This is a genomic window from Serratia sp. CY52157, assembly GCF_052168495.1.
Lineage (GTDB): Bacteria > Pseudomonadota > Gammaproteobacteria > Enterobacterales > Enterobacteriaceae > Serratia > Serratia ureilytica.
In genome coordinates, this window is sequence record NZ_JBJNMO010000001.1 from 132,048 (window position 1) to 150,191 (window position 18,144).

Annotated in this window: 18 protein-coding genes and 1 tRNA gene; 10 read left to right on the forward strand and 9 right to left on the reverse strand. The window is 54.9% G+C overall.

The window, feature by feature from the left end; all coding sequences use genetic code 11:
• Window positions 1–232: 232 nt before the first annotated feature.
• Window positions 233–739, reverse strand: a complete 507-nt coding sequence (gene sulA, locus ACJ8IP_RS00570) for an SOS-induced cell division inhibitor SulA (RefSeq protein ID WP_033642592.1) — start codon at window positions 737–739, stop codon at window positions 233–235.
• Between the two features lie 243 nt (window positions 740–982).
• On the opposite strand from sulA, the gene ACJ8IP_RS00575 reads away from it, so the two are divergent.
• Window positions 983–1,639 carry a TfoX/Sxy family DNA transformation protein gene (locus ACJ8IP_RS00575; RefSeq protein ID WP_046686788.1) on the forward strand — a complete coding sequence of 219 codons (657 nt, stop codon included), beginning with the start codon at window positions 983–985 and terminating at the stop codon, window positions 1,637–1,639.
• 4 nt (window positions 1,640–1,643) lie between these two features.
• Here the strand turns inward: ACJ8IP_RS00575 and yccS are convergent, their stop codons facing one another.
• Both yccS and ACJ8IP_RS00585 read right to left on the reverse strand, forming a co-directional pair.
• A complete protein-coding gene (yccS, locus tag ACJ8IP_RS00580; RefSeq protein WP_213587229.1) occupies window positions 1,644–3,779 on the reverse strand; it encodes a YccS family putative transporter in 2,136 nt (711 codons plus the stop codon).
• A gap of 26 nt (window positions 3,780–3,805) precedes the next feature.
• Window positions 3,806–4,258 (reverse strand): YccF domain-containing protein, encoded by a 453-nt coding sequence (locus ACJ8IP_RS00585; RefSeq protein WP_025302313.1) that lies wholly within the window; start codon window positions 4,256–4,258, stop codon window positions 3,806–3,808.
• A 166-nt stretch (window positions 4,259–4,424) separates the two neighbouring features.
• Between ACJ8IP_RS00585 and helD the strand changes: the two genes are divergently transcribed.
• Entirely contained in the window at window positions 4,425–6,479 is a 2,055-nt protein-coding gene (gene helD / locus ACJ8IP_RS00590; RefSeq protein ID WP_273974385.1) for a DNA helicase IV, read from the forward strand.
• A 33-nt stretch (window positions 6,480–6,512) separates the two neighbouring features.
• Here the strand turns inward: helD and ACJ8IP_RS00595 are convergent, their stop codons facing one another.
• Complete coding sequence (locus tag ACJ8IP_RS00595; RefSeq protein ID WP_042784134.1) at window positions 6,513–6,971, reverse strand: methylglyoxal synthase; 459 nt, start codon at window positions 6,969–6,971, stop codon at window positions 6,513–6,515.
• Window positions 6,972–7,092: 121 nt separating this feature from the next.
• Window positions 7,093–7,758, reverse strand: a complete 666-nt coding sequence (locus tag ACJ8IP_RS00600) for a DUF2057 family protein (RefSeq protein WP_164106189.1) — start codon at window positions 7,756–7,758, stop codon at window positions 7,093–7,095.
• A gap of 256 nt (window positions 7,759–8,014) precedes the next feature.
• Here ACJ8IP_RS00600 and ACJ8IP_RS00605 point away from each other — a divergent pair, with 256 nt between their 5' ends.
• Window positions 8,015–8,428, forward strand: a complete 414-nt coding sequence (locus tag ACJ8IP_RS00605) for a CoA-binding protein (RefSeq protein WP_033642598.1) — start codon at window positions 8,015–8,017, stop codon at window positions 8,426–8,428.
• Between the two features lie 58 nt (window positions 8,429–8,486).
• Here ACJ8IP_RS00605 and hspQ read toward each other — a convergent pair whose 3' ends face one another.
• Window positions 8,487–8,804: a heat shock protein HspQ gene (gene hspQ / locus ACJ8IP_RS00610; RefSeq protein ID WP_004928104.1), complete on the reverse strand. Its 318-nt coding sequence runs from the start codon at window positions 8,802–8,804 to the stop codon at window positions 8,487–8,489.
• A 60-nt stretch (window positions 8,805–8,864) separates the two neighbouring features.
• Window positions 8,865–10,055, reverse strand: coding sequence for a 23S rRNA (cytosine(1962)-C(5))-methyltransferase RlmI (gene rlmI / locus ACJ8IP_RS00615; protein WP_072627929.1), 1,191 nt, complete (start codon window positions 10,053–10,055; stop codon window positions 8,865–8,867).
• A 93-nt stretch (window positions 10,056–10,148) separates the two neighbouring features.
• Here rlmI and yccX point away from each other — a divergent pair, with 93 nt between their 5' ends.
• The gene (gene yccX / locus ACJ8IP_RS00620) at window positions 10,149–10,427 is read left to right on the forward strand and encodes an acylphosphatase (RefSeq protein ID WP_033650696.1); all 279 of its coding nucleotides are present in this window, start codon (window positions 10,149–10,151) and stop codon (window positions 10,425–10,427) included.
• 34 nt (window positions 10,428–10,461) lie between these two features.
• On the opposite strand, the gene tusE is transcribed toward yccX, so the two are convergent.
• Both tusE and yccA read right to left on the reverse strand, forming a co-directional pair.
• Complete coding sequence (gene tusE / locus ACJ8IP_RS00625; RefSeq protein WP_033642601.1) at window positions 10,462–10,791, reverse strand: sulfurtransferase TusE; 330 nt, start codon at window positions 10,789–10,791, stop codon at window positions 10,462–10,464.
• Between the two features lie 110 nt (window positions 10,792–10,901).
• Complete coding sequence (gene yccA / locus ACJ8IP_RS00630) at window positions 10,902–11,561, reverse strand: FtsH protease modulator YccA (protein ID WP_033642602.1); 660 nt, start codon at window positions 11,559–11,561, stop codon at window positions 10,902–10,904.
• 229 nt (window positions 11,562–11,790) lie between these two features.
• Here yccA and ACJ8IP_RS00635 point away from each other — a divergent pair.
• The 6 genes from ACJ8IP_RS00635 to ACJ8IP_RS00660 all read left to right on the forward strand — a co-directional run bounded on the left by ACJ8IP_RS00635 (window position 11,791) and on the right by ACJ8IP_RS00660 (window position 18,076).
• Window positions 11,791–11,878: transfer RNA gene (locus ACJ8IP_RS00635), tRNA-Ser, on the forward strand.
• 227 nt (window positions 11,879–12,105) lie between these two features.
• A complete protein-coding gene (locus ACJ8IP_RS00640; protein WP_004928089.1) occupies window positions 12,106–12,318 on the forward strand; it encodes a hypothetical protein in 213 nt (70 codons plus the stop codon).
• An 821-nt stretch (window positions 12,319–13,139) separates the two neighbouring features.
• Entirely contained in the window at window positions 13,140–13,736 is a 597-nt protein-coding gene (locus ACJ8IP_RS00645; protein ID WP_369795919.1) for a fimbrial protein, read from the forward strand.
• 54 nt (window positions 13,737–13,790) lie between these two features.
• Complete coding sequence (locus ACJ8IP_RS00650; RefSeq protein ID WP_442524273.1) at window positions 13,791–14,486, forward strand: fimbrial biogenesis chaperone; 696 nt, start codon at window positions 13,791–13,793, stop codon at window positions 14,484–14,486.
• A 14-nt stretch (window positions 14,487–14,500) separates the two neighbouring features.
• Window positions 14,501–16,996: a fimbria/pilus outer membrane usher protein gene (locus tag ACJ8IP_RS00655; RefSeq protein WP_182073979.1), complete on the forward strand. Its 2,496-nt coding sequence runs from the start codon at window positions 14,501–14,503 to the stop codon at window positions 16,994–16,996.
• A gap of 15 nt (window positions 16,997–17,011) precedes the next feature.
• Window positions 17,012–18,076, forward strand: coding sequence for a fimbrial protein (locus ACJ8IP_RS00660; protein WP_089191480.1), 1,065 nt, complete (start codon window positions 17,012–17,014; stop codon window positions 18,074–18,076).
• Window positions 18,077–18,144 lie beyond the last annotated feature (68 nt).

The window sequence follows — 18,144 nt, forward strand, 5'->3', positions numbered from 1 at the left end:
AACCTTGGCGATGTAAAGTCTACAACGTGGCGCGAAAGTTACAAGTGTGATGTGATAAGGCTCTAAAAAAAAACGCAGAATCGTACATATTTGCTAACATTCTCAGCTCAAAAAAACGGCGATCAACAGGGCATTTTCCCTTGCCAAACCGCGGCCGGACTAGCTTTTTGCCTTATCCCGCAAAGGTTCCCTTTACGGGGTGCGAAAATGATGGGAAAAATCCTAAATTTACTTAATGATACAAAGAAGAGTGAATTTTTAGGGTAGAACACTGTCCGTGAGTCGGGCTAATGTCACGTTGTGGACGCATGATAAACCCGTATGCGTTACCCAATTCTGCCGCACGTCTTAATTTTAGACGATCCTCCTCCGTTAGCTCGGGCAACCAGCCGAGAACCACGCTGTAATTCCCCGTTTGCAGCGCTTTTTCCATTGCCTCAACCGTATTCACCGGGCTGATCTGGCTCAATTGCACCACTTTATCCACCGGCAGGCCGGATTGCTGCAGCCATTGTTTGCTTAATTTTTGCTGCGGCGTGAGCCACAGAAGCCAGCGAGACTGCTTGCCCAGTTGCTGCAGCAGGGGCAACAGCAGTTGAGCCACTGCGGGCTGGCGTTCGTTGTAAACAAGTTCACTGATCAAGCCATTCTCTTTGCCGACATCCGTGTTCTTCGCAACATTGCGCGTTGTATAAGAGCCATGGCCGAAATGAGGTTGGTAGAGTGATTGAGTACGCATAAAGTTCCCGCCCGTCGTGTTACTGTATGTTTATACAGTATCCCTGATTTAGGATAAGATCAACCCAAATTTTCGTAGCGGCTCGCATAATTGCGATCATTTTTTGTACCGACGGTTTTTGTGATTGGCAGGCGGACGGATAGTGCGTATTTTTCTAATTAGTTGTTCACGTTACTTTTTTCATTGATGAGAGAAATAATACGGCCAGAACCTAAAGGCCAGAACCTAAAAAGGAGGAACGCTATGAAAAGGATGTCGACGAGAAGAATCGCGCAGGCTAAAAATTGCTTTGCGGCATTGGGGGCCATCACGACTCGGTCGCAGTTCGGCGGTTACGGTCTGCTGGCTGAGGGCGTCATGTTTGCGGTGATAGCGGAAGGTGAGCTGTATTTGCGGGCTACGGCAAGCATGGAACCCGCCTTTCGCGCCCGCGGAATGGTCAATATGGTCTATTCCAAACGCGGTGTGCCCATTACCTTGCGTTATTACTGGGTTGACGAGTCGCTGTGGCGGGAACGCAACGAGCTGGTGGGGCTGGCCTGGCAAGCTGTCAGGGAGGCGCGCCGGGAGCAGCGGCTTAAGGCTGGCGATCACGGCCGACTGAAGGCATTGCCGAATATTGACGTCAATATGGAACGTCTGCTGTGGCGAGCGGGCATTCGCAACGCTTATGACCTGCGGCTGCATGGCGCCAAACGCAGCTATCTCCGTTTATTGAAACAGCAGACTAATTTGGGGCTACGAGTGCTGCTGTCGCTGGGCGGGGCGATAGCCGGTTATCATCAGGCGGCGTTGCCGGCCGAATTACGCAGCGAGTTAGTGCGTTGGTTCGATCATACGATGGCGATGCGCCGCCATGGGCATGAGCCGGTTATTCAGGGCCCATCGATCGGGCCCTGAATAGTTAGGCTGCCTTATTGATTTGGGCATGCAGCGCGGTGAGCTCCGGCAGCAGTTCGAGCACCAAACCCACCTGCTGCAAGACCAATTGCTCTTTGCTTTCAGGTTCCGGAACGGCTTTGCTGATGCGCTCCGCCAGCTGTTCCAACGCCTGCGCAATGCGCTGGCTGTTCCGTTCTTCCTGATGCAGGGCGCCGTCCACGTAACACACGGCGTCATTGAGCAGATCGAGCGTGGCCGGGGTGTTCAGCCGCTCGCGGTGCGCCCCCAATGCGGAGATATAGCTCAGGAGCGTGTGGTTCAGACAGAGCAAGCGGAAGGCGGCTTCCTGCAGCGCTTTGTCGGCCTTGGGATCGGCTGACATGTTGGAGATGACCGAAGCCAGTTCCGCATCGCTGTTATGGGCATCTCGTCGTGCAATGCGGTAAGCGAGGCCGTTATCCTTACCTTGATGATATTGCACCAAAATGGCGTCCAGATAGCGGCAGTTGGCATTCAGCGTTTTATCCACCACCGCCGGCAGTTGGCGGAACTTCCAGTCTGGCCAGATGAAGCTGACGGCCGCCCAGGCGATGGCGCAGCCCAGCAAGGTATCGTAAACGCGCGGGGCGGCCACTTCGAATCCTTCACCCAACAGGTTAAAGCACAGCAACACCAGCAGCGTGATGAACATCGTCGCGTGGGCATATTGCACGGTGCGGAACGCGAAGAACAGGACGCCGGTGATGACGATCAACACCAGTTGTCCTTCTACGGAAGGCACGAAATAGAGGATTGGCAGGCCGATCAGGATACCTGCCAGAGTGCCGATGATGCGCAGTGCCAGGCGCCGGCGGGTGGCGTTGTAGTTCGGTTGGCAGACGAACAGGCTGGTCAGCAGGATCCAGTAACCGTGCTGCATACCGGTGAACTGGATAAAGGCGTAACCGACGCACAGCACCGCCGACATGCGGATCGCATGGCGGAACAGGGCCGACTGCGGCGTTAAATGGCGGCTGATGCGCAGCCGGATGTCGCTCCAACCGGTCAAGCGATCGTCGGCCAGGCTGTTCTCTTCCGCTTGTCCGCTCGCCAGCGTTTGCTCGGACTCGATATTGGCCAACTGCGCATCTATCGCATGCAGGTTTTTCAGCAGATGCGCCAGCGCCTTGGTCTGTTCGCTATTGCCCTGGGTTTCGGCGATGCGCGCCAACGCCTCCTGAATGCGGCTGAAAGCCGGCTCAAAACGCGGATTGTGCTGGTACTTTTGCCGCAGCAGGATAGATTGCGCCAGCTGGCGGCAGGCGCGCGCCTGCATACTCAGCAAACGCTGGAAGCGGAACAAAATGTCGCTGTGACGGAATTGCTGGCTGAGCGCAGGGTATTGAACGTGAGAAGAACTGGCGCGTTCGTGGATATCCTGCGCGACAAAATAGTAGTGCAAGGTGCGACGGGTGCCGCGCTGGCCGCGATCGCCTTTCAGGCGTGTCAATAACGAGGCTTTGGTCTGGTTGAGTAACGCGACCAACGCGCTGTTGGCCATTGCGACGTCCATCCATGGCAGATCGGCGTCGCGTTCGGCGTCGGGATCGAACAGGTTGGCTTTGGCGTCCAGATAATTGGCCAGTTGATCGTAACAGCGCGCCAGGTTTTCTTGCAGCGGTCGGATCGGAAACAGCAGGTGGCCCGCCAGCGTCAGCAGGTTGTACCACAATGCACCGATCACCAGCAGCAGCGGTTGCTGATACCAGGCATCGTACATGGAAGTGCCGAGCATGGTGTAAACCGCGATCAGCAGCGCACCGAAGGCGATGGTGGCGTAACGTTGCCCCAAGGCGCCCAGCAGGATAAAACCGCAGGTCGAGGTGGTTAAGCCAAGCGCGAACAACCAAGGGTAGGGAAACAGCAGCTCAATCGAGGCGGAAGCAATAAAGAAGCATACCAACGTGATCAGCAGATTGCGTAATCTGCCGGCCAGGCGGTCGTCCAAATCAGTCAGGGCGGCTGCCACCACGCCCAGCGTTAACGGGATAGTCAGCTTGGGAATGCCGAGCCACCAGGGAACGGCGGTGGTGCCGATCAGCGCAATGAGGATGCGCAAGTGATACAGCAGGTTGCTGTTGTAAGTATAACGACGAACTGCGGGTGCAAAAGAGAGCACGAAAAACTCCTCAAACGGAGAAAAAATTAACGCTGTTGATAGTGACGGCGAGCATTCTCAATACGGGCTTGCTGAGCCATTTCTACCGAGACGACGCGGCGTCCCACCGGCCACAGTGCGATGGCGGCTATTTTGAAATTGGCGATGCCGACCGGAATGCCGATGATTGAAACGCATTGCACGATACCGGCGGCGATGTGTGACAGACACAGCCACCAGCCGAACAGCACCAGCCAGATAATGTTGAGCAGTGAGCCGCCGGCGGAGAGCAGCGCATTGCTTTTTTCCGGATACAGTTCATCGACGTGTATCGCTTCGTTGCCGAACGGCACCAGCGACAGCTTGGTGATTTCCCAACAGGAGCGGGTAAGCGGCAGTGTGATGACAAGCAGCACGCTGAACACTGTAGCAATAAGCCAGCCTAGCGTGGTGAAGAAACCGCCCAACACAAAATTAAGAATATTCAGTACAGTACGCATAGACGTCATTCTGCTCTAATGATAGCCAAACCGCGATGCGGGCGTATTCACGATAAAAACGCAAAATCTATTCTACCCTTTTTTTAGCGCTAGAGTGCCACTGCTTATCGCAGGTAAACTGGCAGATATCCGTTATTTAATCTCAACATAGTCATGGCGCGACGATATGGAACTTAAAGCGACATCGCTGGGGAAACACCTGGCTCAGCACCCTTATAACTGCGTGCGGTTGCTGCACGCCGGCGTTGAGGTGAGCGGGGAAAAACATGAATACCTGATCCCCTTCAATCAACTGATTCAGGTCAGGTGCAAGCGTGGCATCGTCTGGGGCGAGCTGGAATTTGAATTACCGGACGAAAAAGTAGTGCGGCTGCACGGCACCGAATGGCAGGAAACGCAGCGTTTTTATCACTTTCTTCAGCAGGCGTGGCAGCAGTGGAGCGCCGAAATGAGCGACGTCAGCGCCGGCGTGTTGCAACAGCAGGTGGCGCAGATTAAGCGCATTGAACAACAAGATAAATGGTTCAAAAAGTCTGAGCTGGGCAAGTTGCAGCAGCAAATTCGCGAGGCTTTCTCCGCGCTGCCGATGCCGGTGGCGCGCCTGGAGGAATTCGATAACTGCCGGGCTGATTACCATCTGTGTTTGCAATGGTTGCAGCAGGGGGAGCGCAGCATCGAGCAACGCAACCGGCAGTGGACCGAGCGCATGCTGGATCAACACCATGATTTCTTCCAGACCGTCGAGAGTTCGCCGCTCAACGACGCCCAGAGCCGGGCGGTGGTCAATGGCGAGGATTCCGTGCTGGTGTTGGCCGGCGCCGGCAGCGGCAAAACGTCGGTGCTGGTGGCGCGCGCCGGCTGGCTGCTGCGTCGTCAGGAGGCTGAGCCGGGTCAAATCTTGCTGTTGGCGTTCGGCCGTCAGGCCGCCGGCGAGATGAACGACCGCATCAAAGAACGTTTGGGGGATGTCGGCATTCAGGCCAAGACCTTCCATGCCTTGGCGCTGCAAATCATTCAACAAGGCAGCCGCAAAGCGCCGGCCATCAGCCGGTTGGAAACCGATGCCAAAGCGCGCAAAGAGCTGCTGATTACCCATTGGCGCCAACAGTGCGCGGAGAAGAAAGCGCAGGCCAAGGGGTGGCGTCAATGGTTGACCGAAGAGCTGGAATGGGAAGTGCCGGAAGGCGACTTCTGGCAGGATAAGCGCCTGGCGGATCGCCTGGCAAGCCGGTTGGAACGCTGGTTGGGGCTGATGCGCATGCATGGCGGCAGCCAGGCGGAAATGATCGAGCAGGCGGATGAAGAAATCCGCGATCTGTTTTCAAAACGCATCAGGCTGATGGCGCCGCTGCTGAAAGCCTGGAAAAGCGCCTTGAAAGAGGAAGGGGCGGTGGACTTCTCCGGCCTTATCCATCAGGCGGTCAACATTCTCGACAAGGGGCGCTTCGTCAGCCCGTGGAAACATATTCTGGTCGACGAGTTTCAGGATATCTCACCGCAGCGTGCGCTCTTGCTGGCGGCATTGCGCCGACAGAACAAGCAGACCTGCCTGTTTGCTGTAGGGGATGACTGGCAGGCGATTTATCGCTTCAGCGGCGCAGAACTGACGTTAACCACGGCCTTCGCCACGAACTTCGGCGAAGGCGCGCAGTGCGCACTGGATACCACCTATCGTTTCAATGAACGTATCGGCGAGGTGGCCAACCGGTTCGTGCAGCAGAACCCGCACCAGCTGAAAAAACCGCTCAATAGCCTGAGCAAGGGCAATAAAAAGTCGGTGACGATCCTGCCGCACGAGCAGTTGGAGCCGCTACTGGACAAGCTGAGCGGCTACGCCAAGCCGGATGAGCGCATCCTGGTGCTGGCGCGTTACCACCATCTGAAACCGGAAGCGCTGGCGAAAGCGGCCACCCGCTGGCCAAAGCTGGATCTGGAGTTTATGACCATCCACGCCAGCAAGGGGCAGCAGGCAGAATACGTCATCATCGCCGGTTTGCATGAGGGGCGTGACGGCTTCCCCGCCGTGGCGCGCGAGTCGGTGTTGGAAGAGGTGTTACTGCCGCAGCCGGAGGACTTTCCGGATGCTGAAGAGCGCCGTCTGCTGTATGTCGCGTTGACTCGCGCCAAACATCAGGTATGGCTGTTGCAGGATCGTGAACGTCCTTCGGTGTTCGTCGACCACCTTCGTGAGCTTGGCGTTCCGGTGCAGAAAAAACCGTAAGCAGCTGGCCTGGCGGTAGCCAGGCCGAAAGGACTATTTCAGGCGGTCTTGCAGGTAACGCTGATAGTCGGGGATGGCGATCTCCACCTCGCTTTTGAACAGCGGAGAGTCAATCAAAAAATCAGCGGTCGAACGGTTGGTCGCCACCGGAATGTTCCAGACGGTCGCCAGCCGCAGCAGCGCCTTCACGTCCGGATCGTGCGGAACCGCGTTCAGCGGATCCCAGAAGAAGATCAGCATGTCTATCTTGCCTTCCGCAATCAGTGCGCCGACTTGCTGATCGCCACCCATTGGGCCGCTCAGCATGCTGGTGACGGGAATGCCGCTGGCACGCTGGATCAGGTTGCCGGTGGTACCGGTGGCGTACAACTGGTGCTGCGCCAGAATGGTCTTGTGGCTTTCAACCCATTCCAGCAGGGCCTGTTTGCGGTGATCGTGCGCCACCAGCGCAATGTGTTTGCGCTCGGCGATAGTGCGGGTGGTCAATTCCATATCAGTGTCCTTCGCTAATCGGTGATGTGCGACAGATTACTGAAACTGTTTTTCACTGCCTAGCGTTTGCACCTGAAAATGCGAAGAAAAGGCGCCTTCGCGGCTAAGGCGCCGGGAGGGATCAGTGAACCGGTTGTTTGTTGGCCCAGTGCAGGAAGCGCTTCTGGGTTTCCTTGTCCGCCTGTTGGAACCAGTATTGCAGCATCTGTTCCGACACGTTTTCACCTTTCAGCGTCACCGTCGGGGCATTCACCGGTGCGCCGGCCGGCAGGGAGGCTGTTGTGTTGCCTGCGTTCGGCTGGACGAAAAGCGGGACGGAAGCCGGGCGGTTTTGGCGGTTGTAATCCGTCATCACCTTTTCCAAATCGGCATTGAAGGTGACGCTGTCGGGATGCAGCACATCATGCTGGAACGGCAGGGCATTACCCTCTTTATCCACTACCCGATAGTTCAGCGTTTTATCGAAGCGTTGCGCGTCACGATCGTTCTCGATGCGCGGCAGTTCGATCGCCACCTGACTGATCTTTTGCGTATTGAAGGTGGCAACCAGCGGCAGGGACGCATAGGCCTGCGTATGCTGGCCGGAACGTACGGTTTTGGTCACTTTAAACAGCAGCTGGTGCTGTCCGCCATCCAGTTCAAGGCTGTCGGCGCCTTTTAACAACGAACCTGTCATTTTCTTGCCGTCGACCACCAGCAGATCGATGTCCGGGGAGAGTTTCAGGGTCGTAGCCGCGGCAGGCATGCTGATGCTGAGCAACGCCGCAACCACCAGACCAAATTTCATCATTATCTCCTTATAAAGTGACGTAGCTCTAAGTGTTGAACATGGCATAGGTTGTGTCAAAATTTTTCAATCGGGTATTTTATTTACATTTTTACATATTTATTTGTAATTAGACACGTCTGTGCGTGGCTGAACCGCGACAGCCTCAGACCATAAGATTACCCTGAAGTTTCCTGCGCGTAGCGTTTAGCTGCGCGAATGCCGATCGGTTACACTCGAAACGGAAGAGTGACGCAGTGATAAACGGGAGTTGAAGATGCAAGATCAAGAGATTGTTGAGTTATTGCAGCAGGTGAAAACCATCGCGCTGGTGGGCGCCAGCGATAACCCGTCGCGGCCCAGCTATGGGGTGATGGCTTATCTGTTGTCGCAGGGATATCAGGTGATCCCAGTGAGCCCAAAACTGGCGGGGCAGACGCTGTTGGGGCAGCCGGTTTATGCCACGCTGGCCGCCATCCCGCAGCCGGTCGATATGGTCGACGTTTTTCGCAATTCGGAGGCAGCCTACGGCGTGGCGCAAGAGGCGATAGCGATCGGTGCCAAGGCGCTGTGGTTGCAGATCGGCGTGATTAATGACCAGGCGGCAGTGCTGGCGCAACAGGCTGGGCTGCAGGTGGTGATGGATCGCTGCCCGAAAATCGAAATCCCGCGTTTGGGGCTGGAGCGCTAAATAAAAAGAGCCCGGCGCGATGCCGGGCTCTTTCAGGGTTTCTCAGGTCTTGGCGCGGTCAATTGCGCAAGCGTGGCGCCTGTAACTGGTGACGGATGGATTCCGCCAGTTCATCCAGCGATGGTTGCTCGGGATGCGCTTCCTGGGGCTCGCCATCCAGCTGCGCTTCCGCCAGATAGGTATGCACCGGTTGGCCTTCCTCGTCTTCCATCACCACGTGGTACCAAGGAGCGGAACGCAGTTCATCGTTCGCCGCTATCTCGTCAGCTTTGGGTTGTTCCAAAGAGTATTCAGGGTCGATATCGATAACGACGCCCAAATACCCCAGCAGTTTATGCCTAACCTGTTGTCCGATACCGAATTTGCTGGCAATCATGATGACCTCCTGAGAAACAATGCCTTGCTCATATATGGGGGCAAGGCAGCGCATTTCAAGTTACATCACCCGACAAGCGAAGCCTTTCAGATACAGCCCCTCAGGGTACGTGGCGATCACCGGGTGATCGGCAGCCTGGCGGAACTGTTCTATAAATTGTACATCACGTCCGGCATCTACAGCGGCGTCGGCCAAAATTTTCTGGAACAGATCGGTCGGCATCAGCCCGGAGCAAGAGAAGCTGAGCAGAATGCCGCCCGGGTTCAGCAGCTGCAGCGCCAGCATATTAATGTCTTTGTAGCCACGACAGGCGCTGGCCAGCTGGTTTTTGTTCTCGACGAACTTCGGCGGATCCATGATGATCAGATCGAATTTCTCGCCCTGGGCGCGGTAGTTGCGCAGCAGTTGGAACACGTCATCGCGAACGAACTCTGCCTTGTTCAGCTCCAACTTGTTGAGCTCGACGTTCTGTCTGGCGATATCCAGCGCCGCCTGCGAGGTATCTACACTGATCACCTGCGCGCAGCCGCCCATCAGAGCGGAAACGGCGAAGGCGCCGGTGTAGGAGAAGCAGTTCAGCACCCGGCGGCCGGCGGAGTAGTTACGCGCCGCCAGGCGGCTGTCGCGCTGATCGAGATAGAAACCGGTCTTGTGCCCTTGCTGAATGTCCACCAGCAGTTTCATGCCGTGTTCGGTGATCGGCAGCAGCTCCGGCGGCAGATCGCCCAGCACCGGACCCTGCGCCAGCGGCAGGCCTTCTTTTTTACGCACCGCCACGTCGGAACGGTCGTAAATTGAACATTCCGGGTAACAATGCTGCAGAGCGGAAAGCAGAGCCGGGCGCTGATATTCGGCGCCGGCGGACAGCAGCTGCAGCACCAGGAAATTCTGGAAGCGATCGATAGTGATGCCCGGCAGGCCGTCGGATTCGCCGGCGATCAGGCGGTATCCGTCCAGGCCGTCGCGCTGCGCGACCCAATCACGCCAGCTTTGCGCTTGCTGCAGGCGGCGAATGAAGAAATCGATGTTAATCTCTTCATCCTGCTGGAAAGTCCAGACGCGTGCGCGGATCTGCGACTCGGGCGAATAGGCGCCGCGAGCCAGCCATTTGCCCTGGCTGTCGAGAATATCGATGGTTTCACCGGAGAGCGCTTTACCCTCAACGCGTTGAACGGCGCCGGAGAATACCCAAGGGTGACGACGGAGTAAGGACTTTTCACGTCCTTTGGCGAGAAACAGGCGTACGGTCATAATTAATAATGCTGCCAGCTAGGATAGAAAGAGTGACACGGCGGTGCAAAGGCACGGCAATGCCATAACGAAAACTGAATTAAGGGGGCGATTATGACACAAGTTTGCATTGCTGCGTATGTGTATGGCGTGGTGCAGGGGGTAGGGTTTCGCTATTCCACTCAGCGGCAGGCTGAGGCGCTGGGGGTGACGGGCTATGCGCGCAACCTTGATGACGGCAGCGTTCAGGTGGTGGCCTGCGGCACACAGGCGCAGGTGGACTCGCTGGTCGCATGGCTGAAGCAGGGCGGCCCGCGCAGCGCGCGCGTCGAACGCGTGCTGGTGGAGCCGCAAGGCGTAGCCGACTACGACGGGTTCGGCATTCGCTATTAAGCGCTCGCCTGCAGCGGCGCTGAGGACGGAGCGGTCAGATGCATTTTACCGGTTTGGGCAACCCGGCGATCTTGGTGGCCTGTTTGGCCGGCCCTTTCGGGAACAGGCGGTACAGATAGCGGCTGTTGCCTTTTTCTTCGCCGTATTTCTGCGCCATGGCTTTGACCAGCATGCGAATAGCCGGTGAAGTATTGAATTCCTGATAGAAGTCGCGCACAAAGCGCACCACTTCCCAGTGTGCTTCGGTGAGCACGATCTCTTCCTGCGCGGCCAGCAGCGGCGCCAGGCCTTCATGCCAGTCGGCGCTGTTTTTCAGATAGCCCTGCGCGTCAGTGTCGATAACCCGACCTTCAAACTCCAACATACTGCCTCGATAACGGATAATTCGGAACGGCCGCCAGTTTAGCAAATTTTTTCAGCCGCAAAAAATAAAGCCCCGCCGGAGCGGGGCCTGGAAGGCGGGGTAACACGCGATCAGTTGCTGCGGGCGAAGCCCAGAATGCTCAACAGGCTGATGAACATGTTGTACAGCGATACGTACAGGCTGACGGTGGCGCGAATGTAGTTGGTCTCGCCGCCGTGAATGATGTTGCTGGTTTCCCACAGGATCGCGCCGGCGGAGAACAGAATGAACAGCGCGCTGATCGCCAGGTGCAGAGCAGGGATCTGCAGGAACAGGTTGGCGATCACCGCCACCAGCAGCACCACAAAACCGGCCATCATCATGCCGGACAGGAACGACATGTCTTTACGGGTGGTCAGCACGTAGGCCGAGCAGCAGAAGAACACCGCGGCGGTGCCGCCCAGCGCCAGCATGATCAGATCGCCCGCGCCGGCGTTCAGGAACGAGCTGAGGATCGGGCCGAGGGCATACCCCATGAAACCGGTCAACGCGAACGCCGCCAGAATGCCTGCCGGGCTGTTGGCCAGTTTATGCGTCAGGAACATCAGGCCGTAGAAGCCAACCAGCATCAGCAGCAAGCCCGGCGCAGGCAGGCCCAGCAGGGTACTGGCGGTTGCGGTCAGCGCCGAGAAAGCCAGCGTCAGGGATAACAGGAAATAGGTGTTGCGCAGGACTTTATGCGTGCTGAGCAGGGAGTCGCGCGAGGAAGACGAGACGACAATGCGGTCCATAATGATCTCTCTTATCAGGCCATCACAAAATAATCCCGATGATAGGCAGCGCAAGCGCTTGATTAAAGTTTGTTTACCAATCTTTACCCTTAGTTATCATTGTTGCAACAGCGGGGGGAGCGGCCGCACGTTTGTTCGCTGGCTTGCATCATTCCGTCGATTTTTCGCGCGGTTGAACGCGCCTGGGCTTTACAAGCGAATAAGCTCTGTTTATAGTGCGCGTCGTTGCGGAGGGGTGGCCGAGTGGCTGAAGGCAACGGTCTTGAAAACCGTCGACGGGAAACCGTTCCAGAGTTCGAATCTCTGCTCCTCCGCCATACATTCTGACCCCGCGCTCTTAGAGCGCGGGTTTTTTTGCTTTTGCGTGCTGAGAACTTGACGGTCGCCCGCAGGAAACGCGAACGGCTATTGATAAGGGCTACGCATCGGTGAGATTATGCGGTCATCAAGGCAGGCCGCTCGGATGCCTGCTGCTGTCAGGCGTGACTGGCACGATAATTAACGCCGCCTTATCGATTTTGCTTAATACTCTTAGGAGACAGAGATGAACTGGTATCAAGTCGCCCTATGGACCATGATTTTTCTCAAGTCCGGCGCTTTCCTGGTGTTCGTATGGTGGTGGATGTTCAAACGTGCGACCAAACCCTATGAGCGTCCGAAAGACGTCGTGGTCGACGAGACGCCGTATGACGATAGCCTTACGATGGAAGAGGTGATGAAGAATCACGGCATCGTAAGGACTGAAAAGCCGCTCTGATCGTCGAATGTCTGTGTTGCTATCAACCCGAGCCTGTGGCGCTCGGGTTTTTTATTCCCGCCGTTACTCGCGATGCATCCCTTTTCCCCTATCTTGTTTGACCCCTGTAGCGATTTATTTAAATGAATTATCTTTCAGTATATTTTTTAATATACTTTAAAGGTGGGTTTTATATTGATAGGGAAAGATATATTTTTCTCTGAAAAATTCATCCTTATCGACTGAGCAAAGAAAAATTCGGACGCTGTTTCTTGTTTGTCTGAATATTCATGTGCAGAGAGTATCGCATTTTCGGGCTACTCCTATAGCGGTAGGTTGGCTAATTTTTTAAGGTAGGGGAAAAGTAAACCGTACGTGGAGGAAGGAGGAGGGTTAAGAAATCTAAGATTTTTCTTTGTGTATTTTTTCTTTTTATATCAATGGCTTTTTGTTTTTTATGCCACAAGCGCTTTTATGAGGAAATGACGGCGCTCATTTAACCCGCGCAGTAAGCAGCCTGCCGTACTCACTCTTTTAAGGCACACATCCTTCCGGCCATTGCTCGATTCATTTTTTTTATTGTCATGAAAATTATTTGATTCGATGTTGCAATTTTTTTGTCTTTGGAATTAATATGTCCTGCATCTGGCGGTGAATGAGATTTTTCCCATTGTCGGATACCTTTTAGAATACACTTGGATATATATAAATATATACCGTCGCATATAAACTTTTAGATGGCAGGATGCTGTCAATACTCTGCTATTGCCTAAGCTTCGTTAGCCTCTAAACGGTTTAATGGTGTAGGTCATTTTATATATGCTCTCTCAGCGAAGAAAGTAATGGGGTTTATTATGATTAAGCAAGGCATCTCTTTGGCGGTATTGGCTGCCGCGTTAACATCTGTGGGCGCAACGGCGGCAGATAATTCCGCCGGTGGCGTTATTTCGTTTAGCGGTGCCGTTACGGATACCACTTGTACCATCAATGGCGGGAAAAGCGCCGATTTTACCGTTGCGCTCAGCCCGATTTCCGTGACTGATGCGGGCACCGTGGTCGGCCCCATCACCAAAAACAAGAAATCTTTCTCGCTGACGTTCTCCGGCTGCACGCCGGCGGCGGGAACGGCCGGTACGCCGCTGAAGATCTACTTCTCTTCGGCGAATAATATCTCTACCGACGGGAAATATCTGCTGAACAGCTCCGTGAATGAAAGCGACGCCGCCGTAGCGAAAAACGTCGGTTTTTCTCTGGCTGAGCCGGGTTCATCCACGCCGATTCCGTTGAACGTGCCTTATGTCACCAAGATCAAAGGCGATAAAACGGCGCCGGATGCCGAAACGCTGACGCTGGACGCCTATTACTACAAGACCAATGCGTTGGCGGCAAAAGTGGGGGAATTGAGTTCCAACGTGACTTACACCATTTCTTACCTGTAATTGCAATTAAGCCAGGCCTGCGCCCAAGGCAAAGGCCTGGCTTCTGGGGTGACTATGAAACAGTGCTTAATCTTTGCTGGATTGTTTCTCAGCAGCTTTTGCGCCGATGCCAATATTGTAATTAATGGAACGCGCGTTATTTATCCGGAAAAAAACAAGGATGTTATCGTTCAGTTAGTCAACAATGGTGACGATCCGGCACTGGTGCAGGCATGGATTGATGACGGTGATATAAATTCGACGCCTGAAACGGCAAACGTGCCGTTCTTGTTATCCCCGCCGGTTGTGAAAGTTGCCGGAAATAATGGCCAGCAATTACGCATACAAAAAATGAACGCGGCGCTTCCCGGCGATCGTGAGTCGGTATTTTATTTGAATGTGCTGGATATCCCGCCTACGCCGGAGAATTTGCAGGGCGTCAATACGCTGCAATTAGCCATCAAATCACGCATCAAGCTATTTTATCGCCCGGCAGGGTTAACCGGCAGTGTCAATAACATCATCGACTTCATTGAACTCCAGGCGGCGGGGAAGGGATTTAAGGTTATCAACAAAGGCCCTTACTATTTTACGTTGGCCAATGTTGATCAGAAAGGCAAAAAGAATCTGTTGGTCGATTCAGTGATGGTCGGGCCATATTCCAGCCTCTTTGCCCCGACCAAAGTTGGCGTGAGCCGGAATATTCCCTACACCCTGCTCTATATCGACGACCTGGGGGCTTATAAATCTAAAGCCATTACAGCCCGCTAACGTGAAGAACGGCCATGAAGCTTAAACTAAAATTGCTTTCGATACTGACCGCATCTGTATTCATACCGTTAAATAAAGCATCGGCGATGAAATTCGACACTTCTCTATTGGCCGGCGCGTCCAGCGAATCCGATCTGTCGCGTTTTTACCTCAATAATGACATGCCGGCAGGCACGCAAACGGTCGACGTGTATGTCAACCAGAGTTGGAAAGGGCGGTTCTCGTTGCAGTTCGGCGAACATAAAGGCGATATTCGCATCGCCCATCGTGACGCCGCCCTGTTGGGCATCGATATGAGTCGTTTGTCCATCGGGGTGGACAAGGGGCCGATCCCCGTCCAAACGTTGGTGCAAGGAGGAAGGGCGGACTTCGATGTGGGGACGTTGAGCCTTAAGCTGACGGTGCCTCAGTCGCGAGTGATTCGCGCAGAGGCCGGCTATGTTGACGCCAAATTTTGGGATCGCGGCGTGCCTGCGTTGCTGCTGGCCTATAACGCCACCTATTACCACGTGCAGTCGTTGCAGGGCGACAAGGCGTCAAACGACGATTTCTATACCGGTTTGGAATCGGGGGTCAATCTGGCGGGTTGGCAATTCAGAGACAGCAGCAATTTCCGCAGCAGTTCGCGGCAAGGCAGCGATTGGCAAAATAATACTCGCTATGTGCAGCGTGGCTTCGCCGCCATCAAATCGAACCTGACGATGGGCGATTTCTATTCGCCGGGTGATTTGTTCGACTCGATTCGGGTGCGGGGCGGCGCTTTAGCCTCGGATATCAACATGCGGCCCAATTCGCAGCAGGGCTTTTCGCCGATAGTACGGGGCGTGGCGCAGAGCAATGCCCTGGTGAAAGTATTGCAAAACGGCAACCTCATCTATCAGGAGAACGTGCCGCCGGGCGCCTTTACGCTGGACAATATATTGCCGACCGGTTCTGCGGGGGATCTGTTGGTCGTTGTCAGGGAAGCCGACGGGCGGGAACAATCCTTTACCGTGCCGTTTTCCGCCGTTCCCAACATGTTGAAGCAGGGCGTCAGCAAATATGGCCTGGTTGCCGGTAAGGTCAATCAGGCGGATACCGACTATGCGCCCGCTTTCGTGCAGGGCACGCTGCAGTACGGCTTCAATAATCTGGTCACCGGTTACGCCGGTACGATCCTCAGCGAGGACTATCGCGCCTGGCTGCTGGGCAGTGGCTGGAATCTGCCGTTCGGCGCGGTATCCGTCGATGTGACTCAGGCCTCGACGCATTTGCAGGATCGCAACGAGAATGGGCAAAGTTTTCGGATCGCCTACAGCAAGTTTTTGGACGCTACCGCAACCAACTTCACGCTGGCGGCATACCGTTATTCGACCAAAGGTTATTACAGTTTCAACGATGCCATCTACACCCATCAAGGCTACCGCGAGCGTGACAAGCGCTTTCACGATTATTGGAACGATCGGGATGACCATGAGCTTGCCCCGCTGGATTTGAATACCTGGGACGCCGTTCGCGCCGCTCGTCCGCGCAATACCTTCAATTTGAACCTGAATCAGAGGCTCGCAGAAGGGTGGGGCACGCTCTATTTCTCCGGCACCCAGCGCGACTATTGGTCGGATACGAATAAAAGCCGGGAATACCAGCTCGGGTATTCAAATGCCTTCGCGCGCGTCAGTTACAACATTTCCGCGAGTCGCGTGAGAAATTCCGATCGCAAAGAAGAGACGCGGTTTTATCTCTCTTTGAGCGTGCCGTTGTCGATGTTCGACAACAATGCCTATCTCAGCACCAGCTTATCCGCCACCGATTCGCACTATCAGCAAAGCTCGCTGAGCCTGAGCGGCAATGCGCTGGAATCAAACCGTCTGAGTTATGCGCTTGCCGGCAGCAATCAAAGTGGCGGCAACAGCATGGCGAGCGTGAATGCCGCCTATCGCGCCAACGCGACGACCGTCGGCGGCTCCTACAGTGAATCATCAGACTATCGACAGTTGGGCATGAGCGCCCGCGGCAGCCTGGTGGCGATCCCTTGGCATTTGCTGGCGTCCAACGAAATGGGCAACACCATGATGGTGGTGGACGCGCCCAAGGCCAAAGGGCTGATGGTGAACGGCGACGAGAGTATCGTCACTAACGACGAAGGGCTGGCTTTGGTGCCTTACGCCACGCCTTACCGGCAAAACTCCGTGACATTGTCGGATACCGGCAACAGTTCCGGCGCCGAGATCGTCGGCAATATCGCCAACAGCGTGCCCTATGCCGGCGCCGTCAACTATTTGAGATTCGAAACCGATCGGCGTCGGCCTTATACGCTGCGCGCCTTTAAGCCCGGCAATAAGCCCCTGCCATTTGGTGCGGAGGTGGCGGATCAAAGCGGGCATGCCATTGGCTTCGTCGGGCAGGCCAGCGTCCTGTATCTGCGGGTGGAGCAGCAGCCAACGTCACTGGAGGTCAGGCTGAATGACGGTGTCTGCAAGATTGAACGCCCGAAAATCTCGATGGACAGCGCAGCCAACACATGTCGATAAAAGGATAATTACACCATGCTCAGGATACTCGCACTGACCCTGTCCCTGTTGTTCAGCGGTTACAGTTACGCTTCATGCTACGGCAACGGCATCCAATATGCGCCGCCTATCTACGTCGATTTGTCGGATAAGCTCAGCGATAAAACACCGGTCTGGGAAGGCAGTTTTTATACGCAATACAGCGGTTCATTCAGTTGTTCAACCTCGAGCAGCGAATTCGGCTATACGCGCATCCTGTCAACCGACAGCACAAAGGCGACCATTCTGGGATTCAACAACGGTAAATATTGGATACGCGCGGAAATAACCAACGACATCGCCAACAAAAAACTTAGCGGTTGGGGATCGCACTCCGCTTCGGAATTGAATCAGCCGATGAATATTCGTTTCAGTCTGGTCAGCAAGACGGGCACATCGATACCCGGCGACACGGTTAGCCTTAAGGACGTGATGTTCGTGACCGATCTGAGCGGGATGTCCTTGCTGGAGATCATTTTGTGGCCCGCCAAGCAGTTGGTGAAGATTTTGACCTGGCTGCTCAACGGTTTCAATTGGCCTTACGATCAGCGCGACATGTACGGGCAGCCGATGACCATCAAGTATGCGCCCAAGATGACGACCTGCACTTTCGACAATGCCGGCCTGGCGGTGAAGTTGCCGACGCTGGGGATATCGCAGATTACTCAGGGGGCGCAAAATGGCCTGACGCCCTTTACGCTGAATTTCAGCTGCCAGAATCGGCAAAGTGGCGGCACGGCCGATCGGGATATCAATATGTTTTTATCCAGCAATAATCTGTTGTCTTCGGATAATACGGTTTTGATTGATAAAAGCCCTGAGGCGGCAAAAGGCATTGGCATCCGGCTGGTCAAGACGGCTTCGCCGAATAATCCCGTCACGCTGTCGCTTTCCAGCGTGACGCCAGGCGCGGCGACTTCATTATTTCACGTGGGAACCGGCAATGCCTTGGATGCGCAATTTTCCATCGGCATGGCGGCCTATTATTATCCTTACAGCCCCACCGCAATGAGCAGCGGGGGAATTAACACATCGGCTACGCTTAACATTATATATAAATAATTCTTTTGTTATTTTTAATAATAAAAAACAGGTTGCCACATATAAGAAAAATCTTAACATGGTAATTG

What these genes read in the sequence shown, in the direction of transcription:
- sulA (WP_033642592.1), bottom strand. Translation starts at nt 739, where the DNA reads ATGCGTACTCAATCACTCTACCAACCTCATTTCGGCCATGGCTCTTAT.
- ACJ8IP_RS00575 (WP_046686788.1), top strand. Translation starts at nt 983, where the DNA reads ATGAAAAGGATGTCGACGAGAAGAATCGCGCAGGCTAAAAATTGCTTT.
- ACJ8IP_RS00585 (WP_025302313.1), bottom strand. Translation starts at nt 4,258, where the DNA reads ATGCGTACTGTACTGAATATTCTTAATTTTGTGTTGGGCGGTTTCTTC.
- helD (WP_273974385.1), top strand. Translation starts at nt 4,425, where the DNA reads ATGGAACTTAAAGCGACATCGCTGGGGAAACACCTGGCTCAGCACCCT.
- ACJ8IP_RS00595 (WP_042784134.1), bottom strand. Translation starts at nt 6,971, where the DNA reads ATGGAATTGACCACCCGCACTATCGCCGAGCGCAAACACATTGCGCTG.
- ACJ8IP_RS00600 (WP_164106189.1), bottom strand. Translation starts at nt 7,758, where the DNA reads ATGAAATTTGGTCTGGTGGTTGCGGCGTTGCTCAGCATCAGCATGCCT.
- ACJ8IP_RS00605 (WP_033642598.1), top strand. Translation starts at nt 8,015, where the DNA reads ATGCAAGATCAAGAGATTGTTGAGTTATTGCAGCAGGTGAAAACCATC.
- hspQ (WP_004928104.1), bottom strand. Translation starts at nt 8,804, where the DNA reads ATGATTGCCAGCAAATTCGGTATCGGACAACAGGTTAGGCATAAACTG.
- rlmI (WP_072627929.1), bottom strand. Translation starts at nt 10,055, where the DNA reads ATGACCGTACGCCTGTTTCTCGCCAAAGGACGTGAAAAGTCCTTACTC.
- yccX (WP_033650696.1), top strand. Translation starts at nt 10,149, where the DNA reads ATGACACAAGTTTGCATTGCTGCGTATGTGTATGGCGTGGTGCAGGGG.
- tusE (WP_033642601.1), bottom strand. Translation starts at nt 10,791, where the DNA reads ATGTTGGAGTTTGAAGGTCGGGTTATCGACACTGACGCGCAGGGCTAT.
- yccA (WP_033642602.1), bottom strand. Translation starts at nt 11,561, where the DNA reads ATGGACCGCATTGTCGTCTCGTCTTCCTCGCGCGACTCCCTGCTCAGC.
- ACJ8IP_RS00640 (WP_004928089.1), top strand. Translation starts at nt 12,106, where the DNA reads ATGAACTGGTATCAAGTCGCCCTATGGACCATGATTTTTCTCAAGTCC.
- ACJ8IP_RS00645 (WP_369795919.1), top strand. Translation starts at nt 13,140, where the DNA reads ATGGGGTTTATTATGATTAAGCAAGGCATCTCTTTGGCGGTATTGGCT.
- ACJ8IP_RS00650 (WP_442524273.1), top strand. Translation starts at nt 13,791, where the DNA reads ATGAAACAGTGCTTAATCTTTGCTGGATTGTTTCTCAGCAGCTTTTGC.
- ACJ8IP_RS00655 (WP_182073979.1), top strand. Translation starts at nt 14,501, where the DNA reads ATGAAGCTTAAACTAAAATTGCTTTCGATACTGACCGCATCTGTATTC.
- ACJ8IP_RS00660 (WP_089191480.1), top strand. Translation starts at nt 17,012, where the DNA reads ATGCTCAGGATACTCGCACTGACCCTGTCCCTGTTGTTCAGCGGTTAC.